This window comes from Streptomyces sp. SS1-1 (assembly GCF_008973465.1).
Taxonomy (GTDB): Bacteria; Actinomycetota; Actinomycetes; order Streptomycetales; family Streptomycetaceae; genus Streptomyces.
The window spans coordinates 1,181,700-1,203,699 of the sequence record NZ_WBXN01000004.1; the positions used below are offsets into that span (position 1 = coordinate 1,181,700).

Annotated in this window: 20 protein-coding genes; 2 read left to right on the plus strand and 18 right to left on the minus strand. The window is 70.1% G+C overall.

Annotation, left to right across the window (positions count from 1 at the left end):
• Positions 1–106 precede the first annotated feature (106 nt).
• From ruvX to F8R89_RS06490, 9 genes are all read right to left on the minus strand, one after another.
• Positions 107–571 (minus strand): Holliday junction resolvase RuvX, encoded by a 465-nt coding sequence (gene ruvX / locus F8R89_RS06450; RefSeq protein WP_055623832.1) that lies wholly within the window; start codon positions 569–571, stop codon positions 107–109.
• Between the two features lie 35 nt (positions 572–606).
• Positions 607–3,279, minus strand: coding sequence for an alanine--tRNA ligase (gene alaS / locus F8R89_RS06455; RefSeq protein WP_151783057.1), 2,673 nt, complete (start codon positions 3,277–3,279; stop codon positions 607–609).
• Positions 3,279–3,629: a hypothetical protein gene (locus F8R89_RS06460; RefSeq protein WP_062674292.1), complete on the minus strand. Its 351-nt coding sequence runs from the start codon at positions 3,627–3,629 to the stop codon at positions 3,279–3,281. The genes alaS and F8R89_RS06460 overlap by 1 nt, the downstream gene beginning before the upstream one ends.
• Positions 3,630–3,637: 8 nt before the next feature.
• Positions 3,638–4,081: a DUF948 domain-containing protein gene (locus tag F8R89_RS06465; RefSeq protein ID WP_192806056.1), complete on the minus strand. Its 444-nt coding sequence runs from the start codon at positions 4,079–4,081 to the stop codon at positions 3,638–3,640.
• A gap of 211 nt (positions 4,082–4,292) precedes the next feature.
• Entirely contained in the window at positions 4,293–4,907 is a 615-nt protein-coding gene (rpsD, locus tag F8R89_RS06470; RefSeq protein ID WP_062674288.1) for a 30S ribosomal protein S4, read from the minus strand.
• 290 nt (positions 4,908–5,197) lie between these two features.
• Positions 5,198–6,553: a replication-associated recombination protein A gene (locus tag F8R89_RS06475; RefSeq protein ID WP_151783059.1), complete on the minus strand. Its 1,356-nt coding sequence runs from the start codon at positions 6,551–6,553 to the stop codon at positions 5,198–5,200.
• Positions 6,554–6,596: 43 nt separating this feature from the next.
• Positions 6,597–7,253: a vitamin K epoxide reductase family protein gene (locus F8R89_RS06480; protein WP_062674283.1), complete on the minus strand. Its 657-nt coding sequence runs from the start codon at positions 7,251–7,253 to the stop codon at positions 6,597–6,599.
• 197 nt (positions 7,254–7,450) lie between these two features.
• Positions 7,451–8,713 carry a histidine--tRNA ligase gene (hisS, locus tag F8R89_RS06485; RefSeq protein ID WP_151783060.1) on the minus strand — a complete coding sequence of 421 codons (1,263 nt, stop codon included), beginning with the start codon at positions 8,711–8,713 and terminating at the stop codon, positions 7,451–7,453.
• Between the two features lie 11 nt (positions 8,714–8,724).
• On the minus strand, positions 8,725–9,438 hold the full coding sequence (locus F8R89_RS06490; protein WP_151783061.1) for an MBL fold metallo-hydrolase: 714 nt from the start codon (positions 9,436–9,438) through the stop codon (positions 8,725–8,727).
• Between the two features lie 180 nt (positions 9,439–9,618).
• Here F8R89_RS06490 and F8R89_RS06495 point away from each other — a divergent pair, with 180 nt between their 5' ends.
• Complete coding sequence (locus F8R89_RS06495; RefSeq protein WP_151783062.1) at positions 9,619–10,443, plus strand: peptidylprolyl isomerase; 825 nt, start codon at positions 9,619–9,621, stop codon at positions 10,441–10,443.
• A gap of 135 nt (positions 10,444–10,578) precedes the next feature.
• Complete coding sequence (locus F8R89_RS06500; RefSeq protein WP_151783063.1) at positions 10,579–11,808, plus strand: DUF349 domain-containing protein; 1,230 nt, start codon at positions 10,579–10,581, stop codon at positions 11,806–11,808.
• 76 nt (positions 11,809–11,884) lie between these two features.
• On the opposite strand, the gene relA is transcribed toward F8R89_RS06500, so the two are convergent.
• From relA to F8R89_RS06550, 9 genes are all read right to left on the minus strand, one after another.
• Entirely contained in the window at positions 11,885–14,416 is a 2,532-nt protein-coding gene (gene relA / locus F8R89_RS06505) for a GTP pyrophosphokinase (RefSeq protein ID WP_151783064.1), read from the minus strand.
• 238 nt (positions 14,417–14,654) lie between these two features.
• Positions 14,655–15,194: an adenine phosphoribosyltransferase gene (locus F8R89_RS06515; protein WP_151783066.1), complete on the minus strand. Its 540-nt coding sequence runs from the start codon at positions 15,192–15,194 to the stop codon at positions 14,655–14,657.
• Positions 15,191–16,315: a protein translocase subunit SecF gene (gene secF, locus F8R89_RS06520; RefSeq protein ID WP_151783067.1), complete on the minus strand. Its 1,125-nt coding sequence runs from the start codon at positions 16,313–16,315 to the stop codon at positions 15,191–15,193. Before secF ends, F8R89_RS06515 begins: the two co-directional genes overlap by 4 nt.
• 1 nt (position 16,316) lies before the next feature.
• Positions 16,317–18,035, minus strand: a complete 1,719-nt coding sequence (secD, locus tag F8R89_RS06525) for a protein translocase subunit SecD (RefSeq protein WP_151783068.1) — start codon at positions 18,033–18,035, stop codon at positions 16,317–16,319.
• Between the two features lie 131 nt (positions 18,036–18,166).
• Complete coding sequence (gene yajC / locus F8R89_RS06530) at positions 18,167–18,655, minus strand: preprotein translocase subunit YajC (protein WP_151783069.1); 489 nt, start codon at positions 18,653–18,655, stop codon at positions 18,167–18,169.
• Positions 18,656–18,830: 175 nt separating this feature from the next.
• Entirely contained in the window at positions 18,831–19,904 is a 1,074-nt protein-coding gene (ruvB, locus tag F8R89_RS06535) for a Holliday junction branch migration DNA helicase RuvB (protein WP_151783070.1), read from the minus strand.
• A gap of 73 nt (positions 19,905–19,977) precedes the next feature.
• A complete protein-coding gene (ruvA, locus tag F8R89_RS06540) occupies positions 19,978–20,583 on the minus strand; it encodes a Holliday junction branch migration protein RuvA (RefSeq protein ID WP_151783071.1) in 606 nt (201 codons plus the stop codon).
• Positions 20,580–21,119 (minus strand): crossover junction endodeoxyribonuclease RuvC, encoded by a 540-nt coding sequence (gene ruvC, locus F8R89_RS06545; protein ID WP_062674259.1) that lies wholly within the window; start codon positions 21,117–21,119, stop codon positions 20,580–20,582. Before ruvC ends, ruvA begins: the two co-directional genes overlap by 4 nt.
• A 118-nt stretch (positions 21,120–21,237) precedes the next feature.
• The gene (locus tag F8R89_RS06550) at positions 21,238–21,990 is read right to left on the minus strand and encodes a YebC/PmpR family DNA-binding transcriptional regulator (RefSeq protein ID WP_151783072.1); all 753 of its coding nucleotides are present in this window, start codon (positions 21,988–21,990) and stop codon (positions 21,238–21,240) included.
• Positions 21,991–22,000: the final 10 nt, after the last annotated feature.

Below are 22,000 nucleotides of genomic sequence, written 5' to 3' on the forward strand. Positions count from 1 at the left end.
GAGACGGTCGGTCCCTGAGCGATCGGGCTCAGATGCCGTCCGGTCTCCGTAAGTACAGCGGCTGTTCGACCGCCGCCGTATCGCGCGGAACGTTACCGTATCGCGATCAGATAACCACTTCGACGCCCTCGCCGGGTGCTTTGCCTGACACCCGTTCGGATTCGAGCGCCTGTTGCAGGATGATCACCGCGGCCGCCTGGTCGATGACCGAACGGCCCTTCTTGGACTTCACGCCCGAGGCGCGCAGTCCCTGACTGGCCGTCACCGTCGTCATCCTCTCATCGACGAGTCTGACCGGAACGGGCGCGATCATGCGGGCGAGTTCCTGGGCGAAGCCCCGGACCTTCACCGCGGCCGGGCCCTCGCCGCCCTTGAGGGAACGGGGCAGCCCGACGACGACCTCGATCGGCTCGTACTCCTCGACGAGCTGCCGCAGCCGGCGCTGGGCGGCCGGGACGTCCCGGCCCGGCACCGTCTCCACGGGGGTGGCGAGGATGCCGTCCGGGTCGCACGAGGCGACACCGATCCGGGCGTCGCCCACGTCGACGGCGAGACGGCGGCCGCGGCGCATGCCCCGGCCGTCGCCGCTCGCCTGTGTGTCGGAGCTCACTTGGCGGTGTCCGCCACGAGGCGCTCGACCGCGTCGACGGCCTCGCCGATCGCGGCCGGGTTCTGACCGCCGCCCTGGGCCACGTCCGGCTTGCCGCCACCGCCGCCACCGAGGGTCTTGGCGGCCGTACGGACGAGCTCACCGGCCTTGAGGCCGCGCTCGCGGGCGGCCTCGTTGGTGGCGATGACCGTCAGCGGCTTGCCGTTGGTCACGGTGAACAGCGCGACCACGGCGGCGCGTCCGCCCTGGATGCGGCCGCGGACGTCGAGGACGAGCTTGCGCAGGTCGTCGGCGGTGGTGCCGTCGGGGACCTGGCCGGTGACGACCGCGACGCCGCGGATGTCCTTGGCGGACTCGGCGAGCCCGGCGGCGGCCTGGAGCACCTTCTCGGCGCGGAACTTCTCGATCTCCTTCTCGGCGTCCTTCAGCTTGCCGAGCATGGCGGAGACCTTCTCCGGGAGCTCCTCGGGACGTCCCTTGATCAGCTCCTGGAGCTGGGCGACGACCGTGTGCTCACGGGCCAGGAAGTTGTAGGCGTCGACGCCGACGAGGGCCTCGATCCGGCGGACGCCGGAGCCGATGGACGACTCGCCGAGCAGCTTGACCAGGCCGAGCTGGGCGGTGTTGTGGACGTGCGTGCCGCCGCACAGCTCCTTGGAGAAGTCGCCGATCGTGACCACGCGGACCCGCTCGCCGTACTTCTCGCCGAACTCGGCGATGGCGCCCTGCTTCTTCGCCTCGTCGATGCCCATGACGTCGGCGCGCACGTCGAGGTCGCGGGCCAGCACCTCGTTGATCTTCTGCTCGACGTCGGTCATCACGGCCGTCGGGACGGCGGACGGCGAGCCGAAGTCGAAGCGGAAGCGGCCGGGCTGGTTCTCGGAACCGGCCTGGGCGGCCGTCGGGCCGAGGGCGTCGCGCAGCGCCTGGTGGGTGAGGTGCGTGGCCGAGTGGGCGCGGGCGATGGCCGTACGGCGGCGGGCGTCGATGGCGGCGTGGGCGCGGGCACCGACGGTGACCTCGCCGACCTGGACGACGCCCTTGTGGACGTAGACGCCCGGGACGGGCTTCTGGCAGTCGCGGATCTCGATGACGGCACCGGTGTCGGTCCTGATGCGGCCGGTGTCGCCGATCTGGCCGCCGCCCTCGGCGTAGAACGGGGTGCGGTCGAGGACGATCTCGACCTCGTCGCCCTCGGAGGCGGCCGGCGAGGAGACGCCCTCGACGAGGATGCCGACGACGGTGGACTCGCCCTCGGTGTCGGTGTAGCCGATGAAGTCGGTCGCACCGGTCCTGTCGGCGATCTCGCGGTAGGCGCCCGCGCCGGCGTGGCCGGTCTTCTTGGCCTGGGCGTCGGCCTTGGCGCGCTCCCGCTGCTCCTTCATCAGGCGGCGGAAGCCCTCCTCGTCCACGGAGAGGCCCTGCTCGGCGGCCATCTCCAGGGTGAGGTCGATCGGGAAGCCCCAGGTGTCGTGGAGCAGGAACGCCTTGTCGCCGGCGAGGACCTTGCCGCCGGAGGCCTTGGTCTCGCTGACGGCGGTGTCGAGGATGTTGGTGCCGGCCTTCAGCGTCTTGAGGAAGGCGTTCTCCTCGGCGACTGCGACCTTCTCGATCCGCTCGCGGTCGGTGACCAGCTCGGGGTACTGCTGGCCCATCATCGCGATGACGGTGTCGATGAGGTCCAGGACGACCGGGCCGGTGGCGCCGAGCAGGCGCATGTTCCGGATGGCGCGGCGCATGATGCGGCGCAGCACGTAGCCGCGGCCCTCGTTGCCGGGGGTGACGCCGTCGCCGATGAGCATGACGGAGGTGCGCATGTGGTCGGTGACCACGCGCAGGGAGACGTCCGAGTCGTGGGCGTCGCCGTAGGCCACGCCGGTCAGCTCGGTGGCCTTCTTGATGACGGCCATGGAGGTGTCGATCTCGTACATGTTCTGCACGCCCTGCAGAATCATGGCGAGGCGCTCCAGGCCGAGGCCGGTGTCGATGTTCTTGCTCGGCAGCTCGCCGAGGATCTCGAAGTTGTCCTTGCCGATGCCCTCGCCGCGCTCGTACTGCATGAAGACGAGGTTCCAGATCTCCACGTACCGCTCGTCGTTGACGGCGGGGCCGCCCTCGACGCCGAACTCGGGGCCACGGTCGTAGTTGATCTCGGAGCAGGGGCCGCAGGGTCCGGGGACGCCCATCGACCAGTAGTTGTCCTTCATGCCGAGGCGCTGGATGCGCTCCTTCGGCACGCCGACGACCTCGTGCCAGATGCGCTCGGCCTCGTCGTCGTCCTTGTAGACGGTGATCCAGAGCTTCTCCGGATCCAGGCCGTAACCACCCTTGTCCTGGGGCGTGGTGAGCAGCTCCCAGGCGTAGGTGATGGCGCCTTCCTTGAAGTAGTCACCGAAGGAGAAGTTGCCGCACATCTGGAAGAACGTGCCGTGGCGGGTGGTCTTGCCGACCTCTTCGATGTCGGGCGTGCGCACGCACTTCTGCACGCTGGTGGCGCGCGAGAAGGGCGGCTTGACCTCACCCAGGAAGTAGGGCTTGAAGGGCACCATGCCGGCCGGGACGAGGAGCAGAGTCGGGTCGTCCGCGATGAGCGACGCCGAAGGGACGACGGTGTGCCCGCGCTCCTCGAAGAAGCTCAGCCAGCGGCGGCGAATCTCGGCCGACTCCATCAGTGGTCCTCATTCCGGTTGTTCGTGTACGTCGTGCTGTCGATGACGTACGACTTCGGCTGCTTGTGGTTCTCGATGGCGGTGTACCGCCGGGATGCGGGGAGTTCGGGGCGCTCGTCGATGCCCAGGGCCTCCTGGAGCTCGGCCTCCCGCTGGGCCATGTTGTCCCGGACGTCGAGGGCGAAGCCCACGGCACGGTCCTTGATGCGGTGACCGGCCTCGAGCGCCTTGTTCGCCGCGGTCGCGGCGAGGCTCTCGGGGGTCAGCTGCTTCAGCTTCCGGTTGACCTTGGTGGTGGCCCAGACACCGGCGGCGACGCCCGTGCCGAACCAGAACGTACGGCGGAACATGCTGGGTCTCAGTCCCTCTTCCCGCGGTTTCGCTTCTCGCGCCGCGCGGTCGGCACGGTACGGCCGACGATCACGGTGCGCCTGGGGGCCTTGGGGGCGGGCTCGCCGTCCTTGCGGCCGAGGGCCCGGCGCACGCCGTAGCCGAAGGCCGCGACCTTGACGAGGGGGCCGCCGAAGGTGGAGGCGACGGTGGTCGACAGCGCGGAGGCGTTCGACGTGACCTCCTGCACGTCGGAGGCGATCGCGTCGACCCGGTCGATCTGGGTCTGCGCGGAGCGCACCGCCGAGGAGGCGTCTGCGAGGAGCGGCACGGCCTGGTCGGTCACGTCCGCGACCAGCTTGGTGGTCGCCTTGAGCGTCTGGGCCAGCCTCGCCAGCGCCACGGCGAGGAAGGAGACCAGGATCGCCCAGAAGACCGCCACCAGAATCCCGGCAACCTCTCCACCGGACACTGTGTGCACCCGCTCCCTGATACGTGCCTCTGCATCGGTCTGCATCGAAAAAGTCGTGCACCGAGCCTATCGCGCCGGTGATGTGCCGCCGTACCGGATTACCCTCCGCGCACGGCCGCGTCGCCGCGGACGCGAAAGCCCGCCGCCGCCCCACCGGGAAGGTGGGGAGACGACGGGCTCCGGTGCGCTGGGTTCTACGGCCGCCGAGTGATCAGCGGGCGTAGTACTCGACGACGAGCTGCTCGTCGCAGATCACCGGGATCTCCTTGCGGTTCGGCTCGCGGTCCAGGCGGAACGCCAGGGCCTTGAGGTTCACCTGGAGGTAGCGCGGGGTCTCACCCTCGGGGGCGAAGCCACCCTCGCGGGCGATGGAGAAGAGGGTCTTCTCGCGGCTGCGCTCACGGACCATCACGACGTCGTCGGGCTTGACGCGGAAGGAGGGCTTGTCGACCTTCTGGCCGTTGACCTCGATGTGGCCGTGGACGACCATCTGACGGGCCTGGTAGATCGTGCGGGCGATGCCCGAACGCAGGACCAGGGCGTCGAGACGGCGCTCGAGCTCGATGATCAGGGCCTCACCGGTCTTGCCCTGAACCTTGGAGGCACGCTCGTAGGCGCGGACGAGCTGGCGCTCGGACACGTCGTACTGCGCGCGCAGACGCTGCTTCTCCAGCAGACGGACCTTGTAGTCCGAGTTCTGCTTGCGGCCGCGGCCGTGCTCACCCGGCGGGTAGGGACGGGCCTCGAAGTACTTGACGGCCTTCGGGGTCAGCGCGATGCCGAGGGCACGCGACTTCTTGACCTTGGGGCGGGACTGGTTCGCCACGATCTCTCATTTCTGGTGTTCGGCTCGTCAGGGTTGTGGGAGGTCGCATCCGCAGCCGGGGAAACCCTCCTCGCCCTCGCGGACGGGGTGGGCAGCCGCTCCCTGGTCTGGGCACAACGTGCAGCACGCGAGTGGCCCACCGACCGGTCCCGTCTGCGACGGAGGGTGGTGGGCTGCCCGCGACACCATTCGATCGGTGCGCGACGCTCCTGGAACCCGCTGGGGGTTCCGGCTGACCGTCCCGTTCTGACTGCACGGGACACAGCGCTTCGAGGCAGTTTACAGGGTGCTCAGGACCGCTTGCGACCGAGGTGCTTCCTGGTCCACTCCACGGCGTCCGCGTACCGCGCCTCGGCGCCGTGCCGGGTCGGGGTGTAGTACTCGCGGTCCTTGAGGGCGTCGGGCGCGTACTGCTGCTCGGCGATGCCCTCGGCCAGGTCGTGCGGGTACACGTACCCCTGGGCGTGCCCGAGCTTGGCGGCGCCCTTGTAGTGCCCGTCGCGCAGGTGGGGCGGCACGGCGCCGGCCAGGCCCTTGCGCACGTCGTCCAGGGCGGCGCCGATGGCGGTCGTCGCCGCGTTGGACTTCGGGGCGAGCGCGAGGGCGATGGTGGCGTGGCTGAGCGTGAGGGCGGCCTCCGGGAAGCCGATCATGGCGACGGCCTGGGCGGCGGCCACGGCGATCGGCAGGGCGTTGGGGTCGGCGAGCCCGATGTCCTCGCTGGCGGAGATCATCAGGCGCCGGGCGATGAAACGGGGGTCCTCGCCGGCCTCGATCATCCGGGCCAGGTAGTGCAGGGCGGCGTCCACGTCGGAGCCTCGGATCGACTTGATCAGGGCGCTGGCCACGTCGTAGTGCTGGTCGCCGTCGCGGTCGTACTTCACGGCGGCCCGGTCGACGGTCTGCTCCAGGGTCTGGAGGCTGATCTCGCTCTCGCCCTGGTCGAGGGCGGCCCCGGCCGCGGCCTCCAGCGCGGTCAGGGCGCGGCGGGCGTCGCCGCCGGCGATGCGCAGCAGGTGGTCCTCGGTGTCCTCGGGGAGGGCGACGGCGTCCTTCAGGCCGCGCTCGTCGCCGAGCGCGCGGCGGAGCAGGCCGCGGATGTCGTCGTCGGTGAGGGGTTCGAGCGTGAGCAGCAGGGAGCGGGAGAGCAGGGGGGAGATGACCGAGAAGTAGGGGTTCTCGGTGGTGGCCGCGATCAGAGTCACCCAGCGGTTCTCCACGGCGGGCAGGAGGGAGTCCTGCTGAGCCTTGCTGAAGCGGTGGATCTCGTCGAGGAAGAGGACGGTCTCCTGGCCGTAGCCTCCGGTGGCGCGGCGGGCGCCGTCGATGACCGCGCGGACCTCCTTCACCCCGGCGGTGATGGCGGACAGCTCGACGAAGCGCTTGTTGGTGGCCTTGGAGACGACGTAGGCGAGGGTGGTCTTGCCGGTGCCAGGCGGGCCCCAGAGGATCACCGAGGAGGGCCCGGCCGGGCCCCCGGCGCCCTCGCCGACGAGTCTGCGCAGGGGGGAGCCCGGCTTGAGCAGGTGCTGCTGGCCCACGACCTCGTCGAGGGTGCGCGGGCGCATGCGGACCGCCAGGGGACTGCTCGTCGGGTCCTTCTCCTGGCGTTCTTCGGCTGCGGCGGTGAACAGATCGGGCTCCACGAGGAAACCCTAAATCACCGCACTGACAATCCCTTCAGGGCTGTCAGCTCGTCCAGAAGTCCCACCAGCGGGTCAGGATCAGCATGCCGATGATCCCGATGTGCAGGACGGGCATGACCCAGGTGAACTCGCCGAAGAAACTCTTCAGCCAGTTCGGCGCGGGGAGCAGGCCGTTGCGCACGTTGAACGAGGTCACGTACCAGAACATGACGATCGTGGCGACCCACGCGAGGCTGCACCACAGGCACAGCGCGTTGATCCGGTACAGCGACTGGAACATCAGCCAGGCGCAGAAGACGACGCCGAACAACGTGCCGGCGTTGAAGGTCAGCCAGTACCAGCGCGGGAAGCGGGCGCGGCCGAGCAGGCTCATGCCGACGCAGATCACGATGCCGTAGGCGACGAGGCCGAGCATGGGGTTGGGGAAGCCGAAGACCGCGGCCTGCTTGGACTCCATGACGCTGCCGCAGGAGACGACCGGGTTCAGGCTGCATCCGGGGGTGAACGTCTTCCCCTCGACCTTGGCCTCGAGCAGCTTGAACTTGTCGATCGTGATGACCCAGGCGGCGAGCAGGCCCGCGGCGCCGGTGATCACCAGCAGCAGGGCGAGGGCCCGGCTGCCGCCGACCGACCGCGCGGCGGACGGTGCGGGCTCCGACTCGGGCTCGGTGGAGACGTCTTTGACTGTCGTCTTGCTCATCACGCCGATTCCGTCACTTGAGACTTGGAGTTTCCCCGGACAGGGCACATTGTGCCGCACACGTACGCGTCCCCACCGTTCGCTGCGCATAAGGAAGTACGGGGGAACGGAGCCATGCGTTCGGTTCCGGACACCCCCGGAACAGCGCGGAAGAGGGGGACCGGGCCGGTCCCCCTCTTCCGCGACGGCCCGTGGAATCAGCCCAGACGGGATTCCAGTTCGGCGACGATCTCGTTGACGCCGACGGCGATCTGCTCGCCGGACTCCATGTCCTTGAGCTGGACGACGCCCTCGGCGAGGTCGCGCTCACCGGCGACGATCGTGTAGCGGGCGCCGCTGCGGTTGGCGTTCTTCATGGCGCCCTTGAGGCCCTTGCCGCCGTAGGAGAAGTCCGCCGCGATGCCGAGCTTGCGCAGCTCGGTGACCTTGGTGAACAGCACCCGGCGGGCCTCCTCGCCGAGCGGCACCGCGAACACGCTGGTCGTGGAGGGCAGTTCGAGCTCGACACCCTCCGCCTCCAGGGCGAGGACCGTGCGGTCGACGCCGAGGGCCCAGCCGACGGACGGCAGCGCGGGGCCGCCGATCATCTCGGACAGGCCGTCGTAGCGGCCGCCGCCGCCCACCGCGGACTGGGAGCCCAGACCGTCGTGCACGAACTCGAAGGTGGTGCGGGTGTAGTAGTCCAGGCCGCGCACCAGCTTGGGGTCGTCCTCGAAGACGACGCCCGCGGCCGTGATCAGCTCGCGGACCTCCTCGTGGTACGCCTTGCAGGCGTCGCACAGGTAGTCGCGCAGCAGCGGGGCGTCGCCGAGCTGCTTCTGGACCGACTCGCGCTTGTCGTCGAGCACGCGCAGCGGGTTGATCTCGGCGCGCGCGAGGGTGTCCTCGTCGAGGTCCAGGCCGCGCAGGAAGTCCTGGAGCGCGGCGCGGTACACCGGGCGGCACTCCTTGTCGCCCAGGGAGTTCAGCAGGATGCGGAAGTTCCGCAGGCCCAGGGACCGGTACGCCTGGTCGGCCAGGATGATCAGCTCGGCGTCCAGCGCGGGGTCCTCGGCGCCGATCGCCTCGGCGCCCACCTGGGAGAAGTGGCGGTAGCGGCCCTTCTGGGGGCGCTCGTAGCGGTAGTAGGAGCCGGAGTACCAGAGCTTGACCGGGAGGTTGCCCGCCTTGTGCAGGTTGGCCTCCAGGGCGGCGCGCAGCACGGAGGCCGTGCCCTCGGGGCGCAGGGCGAGCCGGTCGCCGCCCTTGGTCTCGAAGGCGTACATCTCCTTGGTCACGATGTCGGTGGACTCGCCGACACCGCGCGCGAACAGCTCGACGCTCTCGAAGCCGGGCGTCTCGATGTAGCCGTAGCCGGAGTTGCGCAGGGGCGTGGCGATCGCCTCGCGCACGGCGAGGAACTTCGCGGAGTCGGGCGGCAGCAGGTCGTACGTGCCCTTGGGGGCCTTGAAGGTGCTCACGGAAGGTCTCGTCACATTCCTCGTCGGGGAGCGCGCTCGGCGTCCGCTCCCGGGCCGGCGGCCACCTGCCGCAGATACGGGTTGGTGGCGCGCTCCTGGCCGATGGTCGTCTGGGGGCCGTGGCCGGACAGGACCACGGTCGAGTCGTCGAGCGGCAGGCACACGCGGGCCAGCGAGTCGAGGATCTCGGCCATGTCACCGCCGGGCAGGTCGGTGCGTCCGATGGAGCCGGCGAACAGCAGGTCGCCCGAGAAGAGGATCGGCGGGATGTCCGCCGCCTCGGGCAGGCCGAAGGTCACCGACCCCTTGGTATGGCCCGGCGCGTGGGCGACGGTGAGCTCCATCCCCGCCAGCTCCAGCGTGGCACCGTCGGTCAGCTCCTTGACGTCGTCCGGTTCCCCGACGGTCAGCTCGCCCATCAGCTGCGCGCCGATGGACCGGCCGAGCGCCTTCTCGGGGTCGCTCATCATGTACCGGTCCTCGGGGTGGATCCAGGCCGGTACGTCGTGCGCACCGCACACCGGGACGACCGAGGCCACATGGTCGAGGTGGCCGTGGGTGAGGACGACGGCGACGGGCTTGAGCCGATGCTTCTTCAGTGCTTCCTCGACTCCGGGGGCCGCTTCGTGGCCCGGGTCGATGATCACGCACTCCTCACCGGGGGCGGGGGCGACGAGATAACAGTTCGTCCCCCAGGCCCCGGCGGGGAACCCGGCAATGAGCACGTTCGTCCTTCGTTTGTGTCGACACGAGTGGTTTGTCGGCGGACTCCGCCTGTGGTCAGAGCCTACCGGCGCTGCCGAACACTCAGCGAACCCATATACGGTACGGGTCACACGCAGACGGTCGACTCACTGAGCACATGTGTACCGGTCGACACATACGACGCATGAGGAGAGAACCCGGTGGTCAGCCAGGAACAGCGGCGGCGTCAGCTCGCCCGGGAGAAGTTCTTGCGGCAGCAGCAGCGGCGCACGGACGCCCGTCGCAAGGCGCGCATGCGCAACTCGGTGATCGCGTCGGTGCTCGCGGTGGTCGTCATCGGCAGCGTCGCGCTGTACACGACGGGTGTCCTCAAGGGCGACGACGACACCAAGCAGAACGCGGGCGCGGAGGTCACCCCGACCGAGAGCGCGCCGAGCAAGGCGCCGGACCCGTGCGAGAAGCCCGCCGGGGGCAAGGTGAAGACGGCGACCTGGAAGAAGGAGCCGGAGCTCACCGTCGACAAGTCGGCGAAGTACACGATGAAGCTGGCGACGACGTGCGGTGACATAGACATCGATCTGAAGGCGTCGGCCGCGCCGCACACCGTCAACTCGTTCGACTTCCTCGCCGGCAAGGGCTACTTCGACCACTCCAAGTGCCACCGGCTCACCACCAACGGCATCTACGTGCTGCAGTGCGGCGACCCGACGGGCACCGGCACCGGCGGCCCCGGCTACACGATTCCGGACGAGAATCTGAAGGACAAGAGCCTCAAGGACAACGTGTATCCCGCGGGCACCGTGGCGATGGCCAACACCGGCCAGAAGCACACCGGCGGCAGCCAGTTCTTCCTCGTCTACCAGGACAGTCAGCTTCCGCCCAGCTACACACCGTTCGGTACCGTTTCCGAATCGGGCATGAAGGTGCTGGAGAAGATCGCGAAGGCCGGTGAGAGCACCGGGGCCGGGGACGGCGCACCGAACGCGACGGTCGTGATCGACAAGGCGACGGTCACGAAATCCTGAGCCCCAACTGCGTAATTTCGGTCGCGCGGGATGCGGACAGGCAACCCGCCGGTCGCCTATGTTGGCCGTGACGAAACTGTGGACGATGCCCGGGGGGACACCAGCCCCTCGCAGGCATCATGTGGAGGAGGCGCTGTGAGCAGCGACCCGTGGGGCCGCGTCGACGAGACGGGGACCGTGTACGTGCGTACGGCCGACGGCGAGCAGGTCGTCGGTTCCTGGCAGGCAGGCTCTCCTGAAGAGGCGCTGGCCTATTTCGAGCGCAAGTACGAGGGCCTGGTTGTCGAGATCGGCCTCCTCGAGAAGCGAGTGAAGACCACCGACCTGTCGGCGAAGGACGCCCAGGCGGCGATCGACCACATCCGCGAGCAGGTCGACGCGCACCACGCGGTGGGCGACCTGGACGCCCTGCGGGTGCGGCTCGACAAGCTCGTGGAGCTGGTCGACAAGCGCCGCGAGGAGCGCAAGCAGCAGCGGGCGAAGCAGTCCGACGAGGCGCGCCACCGCAAGGAGGCGCTGGTCGTCGAGGCGGAGGAGCTGGCGCAGTCCGACCAGTGGCGGGCCGCCGGTGAGCGGCTGCGGGCCCTGGTCGACACATGGAAGAGCCTGCCGCGCCTGGACCGCAAGTCGGACGACGAGCTGTGGCACCGCTTCTCGCACGCCCGGTCGGCCTTCTCCAAGCGGCGCAAGGCGCACTTCGCGCAGCTGGACGCGCAGCGCGAGGAGGCCCGCCGGATCAAGGAGCGGCTGGTCGCCGAGGCGGAGTCGCTGTCCGGTTCGACGGACTGGGGTCCGACAGCCGCGCGCTACCGCGACCTGATGGCCGAGTGGAAGGCCGCCGGACGGGCCCAGCGGGAGCACGAGGACGACCTGTGGAACCGCTTCCGCGGCGCCCAGGACGTCTTCTTCGCCGCCCGCAGCTCGGTGTTCGCCGAGCGCGACGCCGAGCAGGCGGAGAACCTCAAGCTGAAGGAGGAGCTGGCCGAGGAGGCCGAGAAGCTGCTCCCCATCGGCGACCTGAAGGGCACGCGCGCCGCCTTCCGCTCGATCAACGAGCGCTGGGAGGCCATCGGCCATGTGCCGCGCGACGCCCGCCCGAAGGTCGAGGGCCGGATGCACGCCGTGGAGCGGGCCATCCAGGAGGCCGAGGAGGCCGAGTGGCGCCGGACCAACCCGGAGGCGCGCGTGCGCGCCGAGGGGCTGACCGGTCAGCTCCAGGCCGCCGTGGACAAGCTGAAGGGCCAGATCGAGCAGGCCCGCGCCCAGGGCAACAACGCGAAGGCCGACAAGCTGGAGCGTGAGCTGGAGGGCCGTCAGGCGCTGCTGGACACGGCCCTGAAGGGTCTGCAGGAGTTCGGCGGCTGATCAGCCGCCCGGACCGACACGAGAGGGGCTCCCGTACGCGATGTACGGGAGCCCCTCTCGTGTCTTCCGCCGGCTGCTACGACCGGTTGCGCGCCGACGTCACGCGGTAGACGTCGTAGACGCCCTCCACTCCCCTGACGGCCTTCAGGACGTGGCCCAGGTGCTTCGGGTCGCCCATCTCGAAGGTGAAGCGGGAGGTGGCGACGCGGTCGCGGGAGGTCTGGACGGCCGCCGACAGGATGTTGACGTGCTGGTCCGACAGGACGCGGGTGACGTCCGACAGCAGCCGGGAGCGGTCCAGCGCCTCGACCTGGATGGCGACCAGGAAGACCGAGGACTGCGTCGGCGCCCACTCGACGTCGAGGATGCGCTCGGGCTCCCGGGACAGCGAGTCGACGTTCACGCAGTCGCTGCGGTGCACCGACACCCCGCTGCCACGGGTCACGAAGCCGATGATCGGGTCGCCGGGCACCGGTGTGCAGCAGCGGGCCAGCTTGACCCACACGTCCTCGACGCCCTTGACGATGACGCCCGGGTCGGCGCTGGAGCGGCGCTTGCGACGGCTGCGGGTCGGCGGGACCGACTCGTCGATCTCCTCGGTGGCCGCCTCCTCGCCGCCGAGCGCCTGGACCAGCTTCTGCACGATGTTCTGCGCCGAGACATGGCCCTCGCCGATCGCCGCGTACAGCGCGGAGATGTCCGCGTAGCGCATCTCGTGCGCGAGCGTGACGAGCGAGTCGCCGGTGAGGATGCGCTGGATCGGCAGGTTCTGCTTGCGCATGGCCCGCACGATGGCGTCCTTGCCCTGCTCGATCGCCTCGTCGCGGCGCTCCTTGGAGAACCAGGCCCGGATCTTGTTCCGGGCGCGCGGCGACTTCACGAAGCCGAGCCAGTCGCGGGAGGGGCCCGCGCCGGCCGCCTTGGAGGTGAAGACCTCGACCAGGTCGCCGTTGTCCAGGGTGGACTCGAGCGGTACGAGCCTGCCGTTGACCCGTGCCCCTATGGTGCGGTGGCCCACCTCGGTGTGGACGGCGTACGCGAAGTCGACGGGGGTGGCCCCGGCCGGCAGCGCTATGACGTCGCCCTTCGGCGTGAAGACGAAGACCTCGTTGCGGGACAGGTCGAAGCGCAGGGACTCCAGGAACTCGCCCGGGTCCTCGGTCTCCTTCTGCCAGTCCAGCAGCTGGCGCAGCCACGCCATGTCGTTGAGGTGGTCGTCCTTGCCCTTGCCGGACGTCTTCGGGGCGTCGGTACGGATCTTGGAGGCGCCGGCGACGGCCTCCTGCTTGTACTTCCAGTGCGCGGCGATGCCGTACTCGGCGCGGCGGTGCATGTCGAACGTGCGGATCTGGAGTTCGACCGGCTTGCCGTTGGGGCCGATGACCGTCGTGTGCAGCGACTGGTACATGTTGAACTTGGGCATCGCGATGTAGTCCTTGAACCGGCCGGGGACCGGGTTCCATCGCGCGTGCACGGTGCCGAGGGCGGCGTAGCAGTCGCGGACCGTGTCGACGAGGACACGGATGCCCACCAGGTCGTAGATCTCCGCGAAGTCACGGCCGCGGACGATCATCTTCTGGTAGACGCTGTAGTAGTGCTTCGGGCGGCCGGTGACGGTCGCCTTGATGCGGGCGGCGCGCAGGTCCTGCTGCACCTCGTCGGTCACTATGGCCAGGTACTCGTCGCGCTTCGGGGCACGCTCGGCCACCAGCCGTACGATCTCGTCGTACATCTTGGGGTAGAGGATCGCGAAGGCGAGGTCCTCCAGCTCCCACTTGATGGTGTTCATGCCCAGGCGGTGGGCGAGCGGCGCGTAGATCTCGAGGGTCTCGCGCGCCTTCTTCTCCTGCTTCTCGCGCTTGAGGTAGCGCATGGTGCGCATGTTGTGCAGGCGGTCGGCGAGCTTGATGACCAGGACGCGCGGGTCCTTGGCCATGGCGACGACCATCTTGCGGACGGTCTCGGCCTGCGCGGCCTCGCCGAACTTGACCTTGTCCAGCTTGGTGACGCCGTCGACGAGGAGGGCGACGGAGTCGCCGAAGTCACGGCGCAGCTGGTCCAGGCCGTACTCGGTGTCCTCGACGGTGTCGTGCAGCAGGCCCGCCATGAGGGTGGCCGGGTCCATGCCGAGCTCGGCGAGGATGGTGGTGACCGCCAGCGGGTGCGTGATGTACGGGTCGCCGCTCTTGCGCTTCTGGCCGCGATGCCAGCGCTCGGCGACCTGGTACGCCTTCTCGATCTGGCGGAGGGTGGAGGTCTCGATCTTTGGGTCGTTGCCGCGGACTATGCGCAGCAGGGGCTCCAGGACCGGGTTGTACGGGTTGGAGCGCTGGACGCCGAGGCGGGCGAGGCGGGCCCGGACGCGGTTGGAGGAGCCGGAGCGCGCGGGCTGGCCGGTGTTCGGGCGGACCGGCGGGGTGGAGCGCTCGGGCGGGGCCGGCTTGGGGCGCGCCTGCTCGGCCGGCTTGTCGACCGGGGCGGACTGGGCGTGCTCGACCGTCCCGCGCGAGTCGTTCTTGGCGTGCGGTGCGCTCGGCGCGGGCTTCGCCGCCGCGGCCGAGGCGGACTCGGGCTTGGCGGCGGTCAGGTGCTGGGCCTCGTCTGGCAAGAGGACTCCTCGTGCGCGATCCGGGTCCCCCGGTCAGGCTCCGGAGACCCCATGGTAGCGAGCCTGCGCCGCAGGATCGCCTTCAGGCCGATGTGAGGGCCGTCTACCCCGGAAACGCGAGAGGTCTCCGGTGGATTCCGGGACGCCGGTCACAGGCCCTGCTCATGACCTCGGTCGTCGCACGGCGATGCCCCGGGCCCGCCGGGGCGGACACGGGGCATCGGGGGCCGCGCGGGGGTCAGACCGTGAGGAGCGAGGTCAGCGGGGCTCCCGCCAGCGCCGGCTCCACACGGGACCGGCCGGGGAGAAAGCCCAGCTCCATCAGGACGGCGAGGCCGGACACCTCGGCGCCGGCCCGGCGGATCAGCTGGATCGAGGCCTCGGCGGTGCCGCCGGTCGCCAGGACGTCGTCGACGACGAGGACGCGGTCGCTCGCGCTCAGGTCCTCGGCGTGGATCTCGATCTCGGCCGAGCCGTACTCCAGGTCGTACGCCTGGCTGAGCGTCGCCCCAGGGAGCTTGCCGGCCTTGCGCACGGGGACGAAGCCGACGCCGGCCCGGACGGCGACCGGCGCTCCGAGGATGAAGCCGCGGGCCTCCAGACCGACGACCTTGGTGGCCCCGGTCCGGGTGGCCACCTCGGCGAGCGCGTCGGTGAGGGCCGTGAAGGCCGCCGGGTCCGCCAGGAGCGGGGTGATGTCCTTGAACATCACGCCCGGCTCCGGGTAGTCCGCCACGTCCCGGATACGGCTCAGCAGCAGCTCGCTGATGTCGGTCATCGGCGCTTCCCCGAGGGGCGGTTGCGGCCGCGGTTGCGGGACGCGGGCTGGTTGCGCGGGCCGACGACCGCCGCGGCGGCGTCCTCCGGTCCGTCGTCGTACACCTCGTCGTCGGTCTCGACGTCCGTGGCCGGGCCCTGGGCGGCGGTCTGGGCGCGCTTGGCGAGCACCCGCTTCTTGAGGGCCTTCATCTGCGGCTCGCGCTCCTTGAGGTCGGCGACGAGCGGCGTGGCGATGAAGATCGACGAGTACGCGCCGGCCGCGAGGCCGACGAACAGCGACAGGGAGATGTCGTTGAGCATGCCGGCGCCGAGGAAGCCGCCGCCGATGAACAGCAGGCCCGCCACCGGCAGCAGCGCGACCACCGTGGTGTTGATGGAGCGGACCAGGGTGCCGTTGATCGACCGGTTGGCGATCTCGCTGTACGTCCAGCGGGTCTGCTTGGTGATGTCCTTCGTCTGCTCCTTGAGGCTGTCGAAGACGACGACCGTGTCGTAGAGCGAGTAACCGAGGATGGTCAGCAGACCGATCACCGTGCCGGGCGTGACCTCGAAGCCGACGAGGGCGTAGATGCCGACGGTGATGGTGATGTCGTGGATCAGGGCGACGAACGCGGCGACGGCCATCCGCCACTCGAACGCGATCGCCAGGTAGATCACGACCAGGAACAGGAAGATGCCGAGGCCCTGCCAGGCCTTGTTGGCGATCTGCTCGCCCCAGCTCGGGCCGACCAGCTCACCGGTGACGTCGTTCTCGGAGACGCCGAGCTTGTCCGCGAGCTCCGCCGAGACCTTGTCGGCCTGCTTGGTGTCGATGCCCGCGACCTGGATGCGCAGCGTGGCCTTGTCGCCGCCGCCGAGCTTCTGGACGATCGCGTCGTGGCCGGAGGCCTCTTCCGCGTACTCCTGGGCCTGGGCCACCGAGACGCTGGTCTTCGGGGTGTTGAAGACCGCGCCGCCCTGGAACTCGATGCCCATGTTCAGGCCGCGCACCGCCAGGCCGACGATGGCCGTGATGGTGATCAGGATCGAGATGCCGTACCAGATCTTGCGGTTGCGGACGAAGTCGTAGCCGACCTCGCCACGGTGCAGTCGGGCGCCGAGGTTGCCGAGCTTCGACATCTCACGCCTCCTTCGTCTCGATGGGGGCGGAGGGGCGGCGGGTGCGGCGCAGCGGAGGCCGGGCGCCCAGTCGCTTGGGATCGAGGCCGGACCACGGGTGGCCGCCTCCGTAGAACTTCGTGCGGGCCAGGAGCGTCAGCAGCGGCTTGGTGAAGAGGAACACCACGACCACGTCGAGCAGGGTGGTCAGGCCCAGCGTGAACGCGAAGCCCTGCACCTTGCCGACGGTGACGATGAAGAGCACCGCGGCGGCGAGGAACGACACGAAGTCGGAGACCAGGATGGTGCGCCGGGCGCGCGGCCAGGCACGCTCGACGGCGGGGCGCAGGGTGCGGCCTTCCCGGATCTCGTCACGGACGCGTTCGAAGTACACGATGAACGAGTCCGCCGTGATGCCGATGGCGACGATGGCGCCGCAGACGGCCGGCAGGTTCAGCGCGAAGCCGATGGTGGGGCCGAGCAGCGCCATGATCGTGTAGGTCAGGGCCGCGGAGACCAGCAGCGAGAGGATCGCGATGACCGACAGGCCGCGGTAGTAGACCAGCAGGTAGATCACGACGAGCGCGAGGCCGATGGCGCCGGCGATGAGGCCGGCGTGGAGCTGCTCGCCACCGAGGGCGGCGGTCACCGTGGTGACGCTGTCCTCGCTGAACGTGAGCGGCAGGGCACCGTAGGACAGCATGTTGGCGAGGCTCTTGGCCTCCTCCTGCGTGAAGCTGCCGGAGATCTGCGCGTTGCCGCCGGTGATGGCCTGCTGGACGTACGGGTGGGAGACCACCTCGTCGTCGAGGACGATCGCGAACTCGTTCTGCGGGGAGCTCTGCTTGGACAGCTCGCCGGTGATGTTCGAGAACTTCTTGGAGCCGCTGCCGGTGAAGGTCATGTCGACCTGCCAGCCGGCGGCGCGCGTGGTGTCGAAGGAGGCCTTGGCGTCCTTGACCTCGGTGCCGTCGACCGCGACCGGGCCGAGCAGGAACTTCGTCCAGACGTCGCCGTCCTTGCCGCAGGCGACCGTGGTGTCGGCGGGCTTGGCGTCCTTGCCGGCCTTGGCGCGCTGGGCGGGCTTGGAGCAGTCGAGCGCGGTGTACGCGGCCTGGAGCTTGGCGGCGTCACCGTCGTCGCCGGCCTTCGGGGAGGGCGAGTCGTCCGCCTTCAGGCCGTCGGTGACGGCACGGCCCTGGGTGGTGGCCGTCGCGGAGGGGGTGGCGGAGCCGGTGGACTTCTCCGGGTCCGTCGCCTTCGAGGAGCCGCTGGGGGACGCGCTCGGGGAGCCGCTGGGGGACGCGCTGGGCTCCGGCTGCGCCGCGCCGCCGGAGGCCTCGCGCTGGAGGACGGGGCGGAAGTAGAGCTTGGCGGTGGTACCGACCTGATCCCGGGCCTGCTTGGAGTTCGTGCCCTTGGGGATGTTGACGATGATGTTCTTGTCGCCCTGGGTCTGTACCTCGGCCTCCGAGACACCAAGACCGTTGACGCGGCGCTCCATGATCTGGACCGCGGTGTCCATGTTGGTCTTGTTGATCGCGGATTCCTGGCCGGGTTCGGCTTCCGCACGCAGCGTGATGCTCGTGCCGCCGGCCAGGTCGATGCCGAGTCGCGGAGTGGTGTGCCCCGAGGCGAACATCCCTCCGGTGAGCGCCGCGATGGCGATCAGGATGAGGGCCAGCGAGCGCCCTGGCTTGCTCTGGGCGCTCGCCTTACGGCCCTTCTTAGGTGCTGCCACCTTCTCGTACTCCCTCTCGGGCCGCCTCGCACCGGTCTACGGGCGGGCAGCCATGACATGGTGTCGGGATACCGTGCGAGCTCCGCACGCCCGAGGGCGCGCAGGCCTCGCCCGCGCGCCCCGGAACGCGGCTACTTCGCGTCGGCGTCGCCCTCGGACTTCTTCGGCGCGTCCTCCGTCTTGGCCTCGGCGGCCACGATCTCGGACGGCTCCTCGGTCTCGTCGGTCTCGTCCTTCTTGCCGAGGTCGACGGACTTCTCGTCGGAGGCGGCGGCAGCGGGCTCGTCGGTGAGGGAGGAGGCGTCGTCGGGGACGACGTCGGACTTCAGGTCGTGCTCGATGCCGTGGACGATGCGGTTGTACTCGTCGTCGGAGAGGACGGCACCGATGGCGTTCTTGGCGAAGAGAAGCTCCACGCCCGGGCCCGCGTCGAGGAGGACGGTGTCGTCGTTGACCTCCTTGACGGTGCCGTACATGCCACCGATGGTGCGGACACCGGATCCGGGCTGCATCTGGTTCCGCATGTCGGCGGCCTGCTGCTGCTTCTTCTTGGCCGACCGGGTCATCAGGAACATGGCCCCGATGAGCACGATGAACGGGAGGAGGGTCACGAGACTCACGGGTCGGAACTTCCTTCACACGACCGCGATGGTGAGCGGCCTGATGGTTGGGGGATTGTCTGCCGCCGACAAGGGCGGCATCGGCGGAGTCTAAGCGAGTCTCCGCGCAGGGAACAACGCTCAGCATGGCACCGGGGTTCCTGCTCCGGCCACCAAGCTCGCCGTGACCGGGGCGTCACGCCCCGAACAGGTCCCCTTGTCCGTTTCCGGCGGGCGACGTGCGGGGCGGGGTGAGGCCGAGATGCGACCATGCCGCGGGTGTGGCCACCCGGCCGCGCGGTGTGCGGGCGAGCAGCCCCTCCCGGACGAGGAAGGGTTCGGCCACCTCCTCCACGGTCTCACGTTCCTCCCCCACGGCGACGGCCAGCGTGGACAGGCCCACCGGTCCCCCGGCGAAGAGCTTCAGCAGCGCCTCCAGCACGGCGCGGTCGAGCCGGTCCAGGCCGCGGGTGTCCACCTCGTAGACGGCGAGGGCGGCCGCCGCGATGTCCTGGGTGATGATGCCGTCCGCCTTGACCTGCGCGTAGTCCCGGACGCGGCGCAGCAGGCGGTTGGCGATCCGGGGCGTGCCGCGGGAGCGTCCCGCGATCTCGGCGGCGCCGTCGGCGCCGATCTCGACGTCGAGCAGGCTGGCCGAGCGGTGGATGACGCGCTCCAGCTCGGCGGGCTCGTAGAACTCCATGTGCGCGGTGAAGCCGAAGCGGTCGCGCAGCGGGGGCGGCAGCAGGCCGGCCCGGGTGGTGGCGCCGACCAGGGTGAACGGCGGCAGCTCCAGCGGGATCGCGGTGGCGCCGGGACCCTTGCCGACGATCACGTCGACGCGGAAGTCCTCCATGGCCATGTACAGCATCTCCTCGGCGGGCCGGGACATGCGGTGGATCTCGTCGAGGAAGAGGACCTCCCCCTCCTGGAGGGAGGAGAGGATCGCGGCGAGGTCGCCGGCATGCTGGATGGCGGGGCCGGAGGTGATGCGGATGGGGGCGCCCATCTCGGCCGCGATGATCATGGAGAGGGTGGTCTTGCCGAGGCCGGGGGCACCGGAGAGCAGCACGTGGTCGGCGGTGGCGCCGCGCGCGCGGGCGGCGCGCAGCACCAGGTCGAGCTGTTCGCGGACCTTCTCCTGGCCGATGAACTCGTCCAGGTCCTTCGGGCGCAGCGCGGCCTCGACGGCCTGGTCCTCGCGGTCGGCGACCGAGCCCACCAGCCGCTCGGGGGCGGGGGTGCCGGTGGTGTCGTCGTCCCAGTTCATTGCGTGTGCCTCGCGGGTCGCGGTGGAGGGCGTACGCGGGTCTGCCGTACGCCGGTGTCGTCGGGTGGGGCGGTCAGCGCGCTCTGTTCAGCGTCTGCAGCGCCGCCTTGAGCAGGCGGCCGACCTCCGGGGCGCCCTCGGCGGCCTCGGCCTGCGGGGCGACGGCGCTCACGGCCTCGTCGGCCTCGCGGGTCGCGTAGCCGAGGCCGATCAGGGCGGCGTGCAGTTGGTCGCGCCAGCCCTGGGTGACGGGGGCGCCGACGGCGGGCGCGCCGATCGGTTCGCCGAGGCGGTCCTTGAGCTCCAGGAGGAGCTTCTGGGCGCCCTTCTTGCCGATGCCGGGGACGGCGGTGAGGGCCTTCTCGTCGGCGGTGGCCACGGCCCGGCGCAGCGCGTCGGGCGTGTGCACGGCGAGCATGGCCTGGGCGAGGCGGGGGCCGACGCCGCTCGCGGTCTGCAGCAGCTCGAAGGTCCCCCGCTCGTCGTCGTCGGCGAAGCCGTAGAGCGTCAGGGAGTCCTCGCGCACCACGAGGGACGTGTGCAGCTTGGCGGGCTGCCCGACGCGCAGCGTGGAGAGCGTGTTCGGGGTGCACTGGACGGCCATGCCGACGCCGCCGACCTCGACGACCGCGGTGTCCGGGGCGAGGGCGGCGACGGTGCCGCTGACGAAGGCGATCATGCCGTACGGCCTTTCGATGCGGTGGCGGTGTGCAGGGCGACGGCCTGCTGGAGCCTGTTCTGCGCGGGGGCGCGCCAGATGTGGCAGATGGCGAGGGCCAGGGCGTCGGCGGCGTCGGCCGGCTTGGGCGGGGCGCTGAGCCGCAGGAGCCGGGTGACCATGGCGCCGACCTGTGCCTTGTCGGCGCGACCCGAGCCGGTGACGGCGGCCTTGACCTCGCTGGGCGTGTGCAGGGCGACGGGGATGCCGCGGCGGGCGGCGCAGAGCATGGCGACGGCGCTGGCCTGGGCGGTGCCCATGACGGTCCGGACGTTGTGCTGGCTGAACACGCGCTCCACGGCGACGAATTCGGGCCGGTGCTCGTCCAGCCACTGCTCGATGCCCTGCTCGACGGCGACCAGGCGGTGGCCCAGCTCGGCGTCCGCGGGGGTACGGACGACTCCGACGCCCAGCATGGTCAGCGGCCGGCCCGCGACCCCCTCGACGACGCCCACACCGCAGCGGGTCAGTCCGGGGTCCACCCCGAGTACGCGCACCGCCCCTCCCTTCGCTCACCTGTTTGTGCAGGCTATCGGGTGCCGCTGACAATGCGACGGGCCGACGGGTGTGTCCCGTCGGCCCGTTGAGCACGTGCGCGTGCGGCTCGCGTCCGCGTCAGGCGTCGACCTTCTCCATGATCTCGTCGCTGACGTCGAAGTTGGCGAAGACGTTCTGCACGTCGTCGCTGTCCTCGAGCGCGTCGATCAGCTTGAAGATCTTCTTGGCGCCCTCCTCGTCCAGCTCGACCTGCATGGTCGGAACGAAGTTGGCGTCGGCGGACTCGTAGTCGATGCCGGCGTCCTGGAGGGCGGTGCGGACCGCGACCAGGTCGGTGGCCTCGCTGATCACCTCGAAGGACTCGCCGAGGTCGTTGACCTCCTCGGCGCCCGCGTCGAGGACGGCGGCGAGGACGTCGTCCTCGGTCAGCTCGCCCTTGGGGACGATCACCACGCCCTTGCGGTTGAACAGGTAGGACACCGAGCCCGGGTCGGCCATGGACCCGCCGTTGCGGGTCATCGCGACCCGGACGTCGGAGGCGGCGCGGTTGCGGTTGTCGGTGAGGCACTCGATGAGCACCGCGACGCCGTTCGGTCCGTAGCCCTCGTACATGATCGTCTCGTAGTCGGCGCCGCCGGCCTCCAGGCCCGCGCCGCGCTTGACCGCGGAGTCGATGTTCTTGTTCGGGACCGACTGCTTCTTCGCCTTCTGGATGGCGTCGTACAGCGTCGGGTTGCCGTCGATGTCGGCGCCGCCCATGCGGGCCGCGACCTCGATGTTCTTGATCAGCTTCGCGAAGAGCTTGCCGCGCTTGGCATCGATGACGGCCTTCTTGTGCTTCGTCGTGGCCCATTTAGAGTGGCCGGACATCTGCCTGTCT

Coding starts and splice junctions, on each gene's coding strand:
- ruvX (WP_055623832.1), bottom strand. CDS start 571: ATGCGCCGCGGCCGCCGTCTCGCCGTCGACGTGGGCGACGCCCGGATC.
- alaS (WP_151783057.1), bottom strand. CDS start 3,279: ATGGAGTCGGCCGAGATTCGCCGCCGCTGGCTGAGCTTCTTCGAGGAG.
- F8R89_RS06460 (WP_062674292.1), bottom strand. CDS start 3,629: ATGTTCCGCCGTACGTTCTGGTTCGGCACGGGCGTCGCCGCCGGTGTC.
- F8R89_RS06480 (WP_062674283.1), bottom strand. CDS start 7,253: ATGAGCAAGACGACAGTCAAAGACGTCTCCACCGAGCCCGAGTCGGAG.
- F8R89_RS06515 (WP_151783066.1), bottom strand. CDS start 15,194: ATGACCGACATCAGCGAGCTGCTGCTGAGCCGTATCCGGGACGTGGCG.
- secF (WP_151783067.1), bottom strand. CDS start 16,315: ATGTCGAAGCTCGGCAACCTCGGCGCCCGACTGCACCGTGGCGAGGTC.
- ruvB (WP_151783070.1), bottom strand. CDS start 19,904: ATGAACTGGGACGACGACACCACCGGCACCCCCGCCCCCGAGCGGCTG.
- ruvA (WP_151783071.1), bottom strand. CDS start 20,583: ATGATCGCCTTCGTCAGCGGCACCGTCGCCGCCCTCGCCCCGGACACC.
- F8R89_RS06550 (WP_151783072.1), bottom strand. CDS start 21,990: ATGTCCGGCCACTCTAAATGGGCCACGACGAAGCACAAGAAGGCCGTC.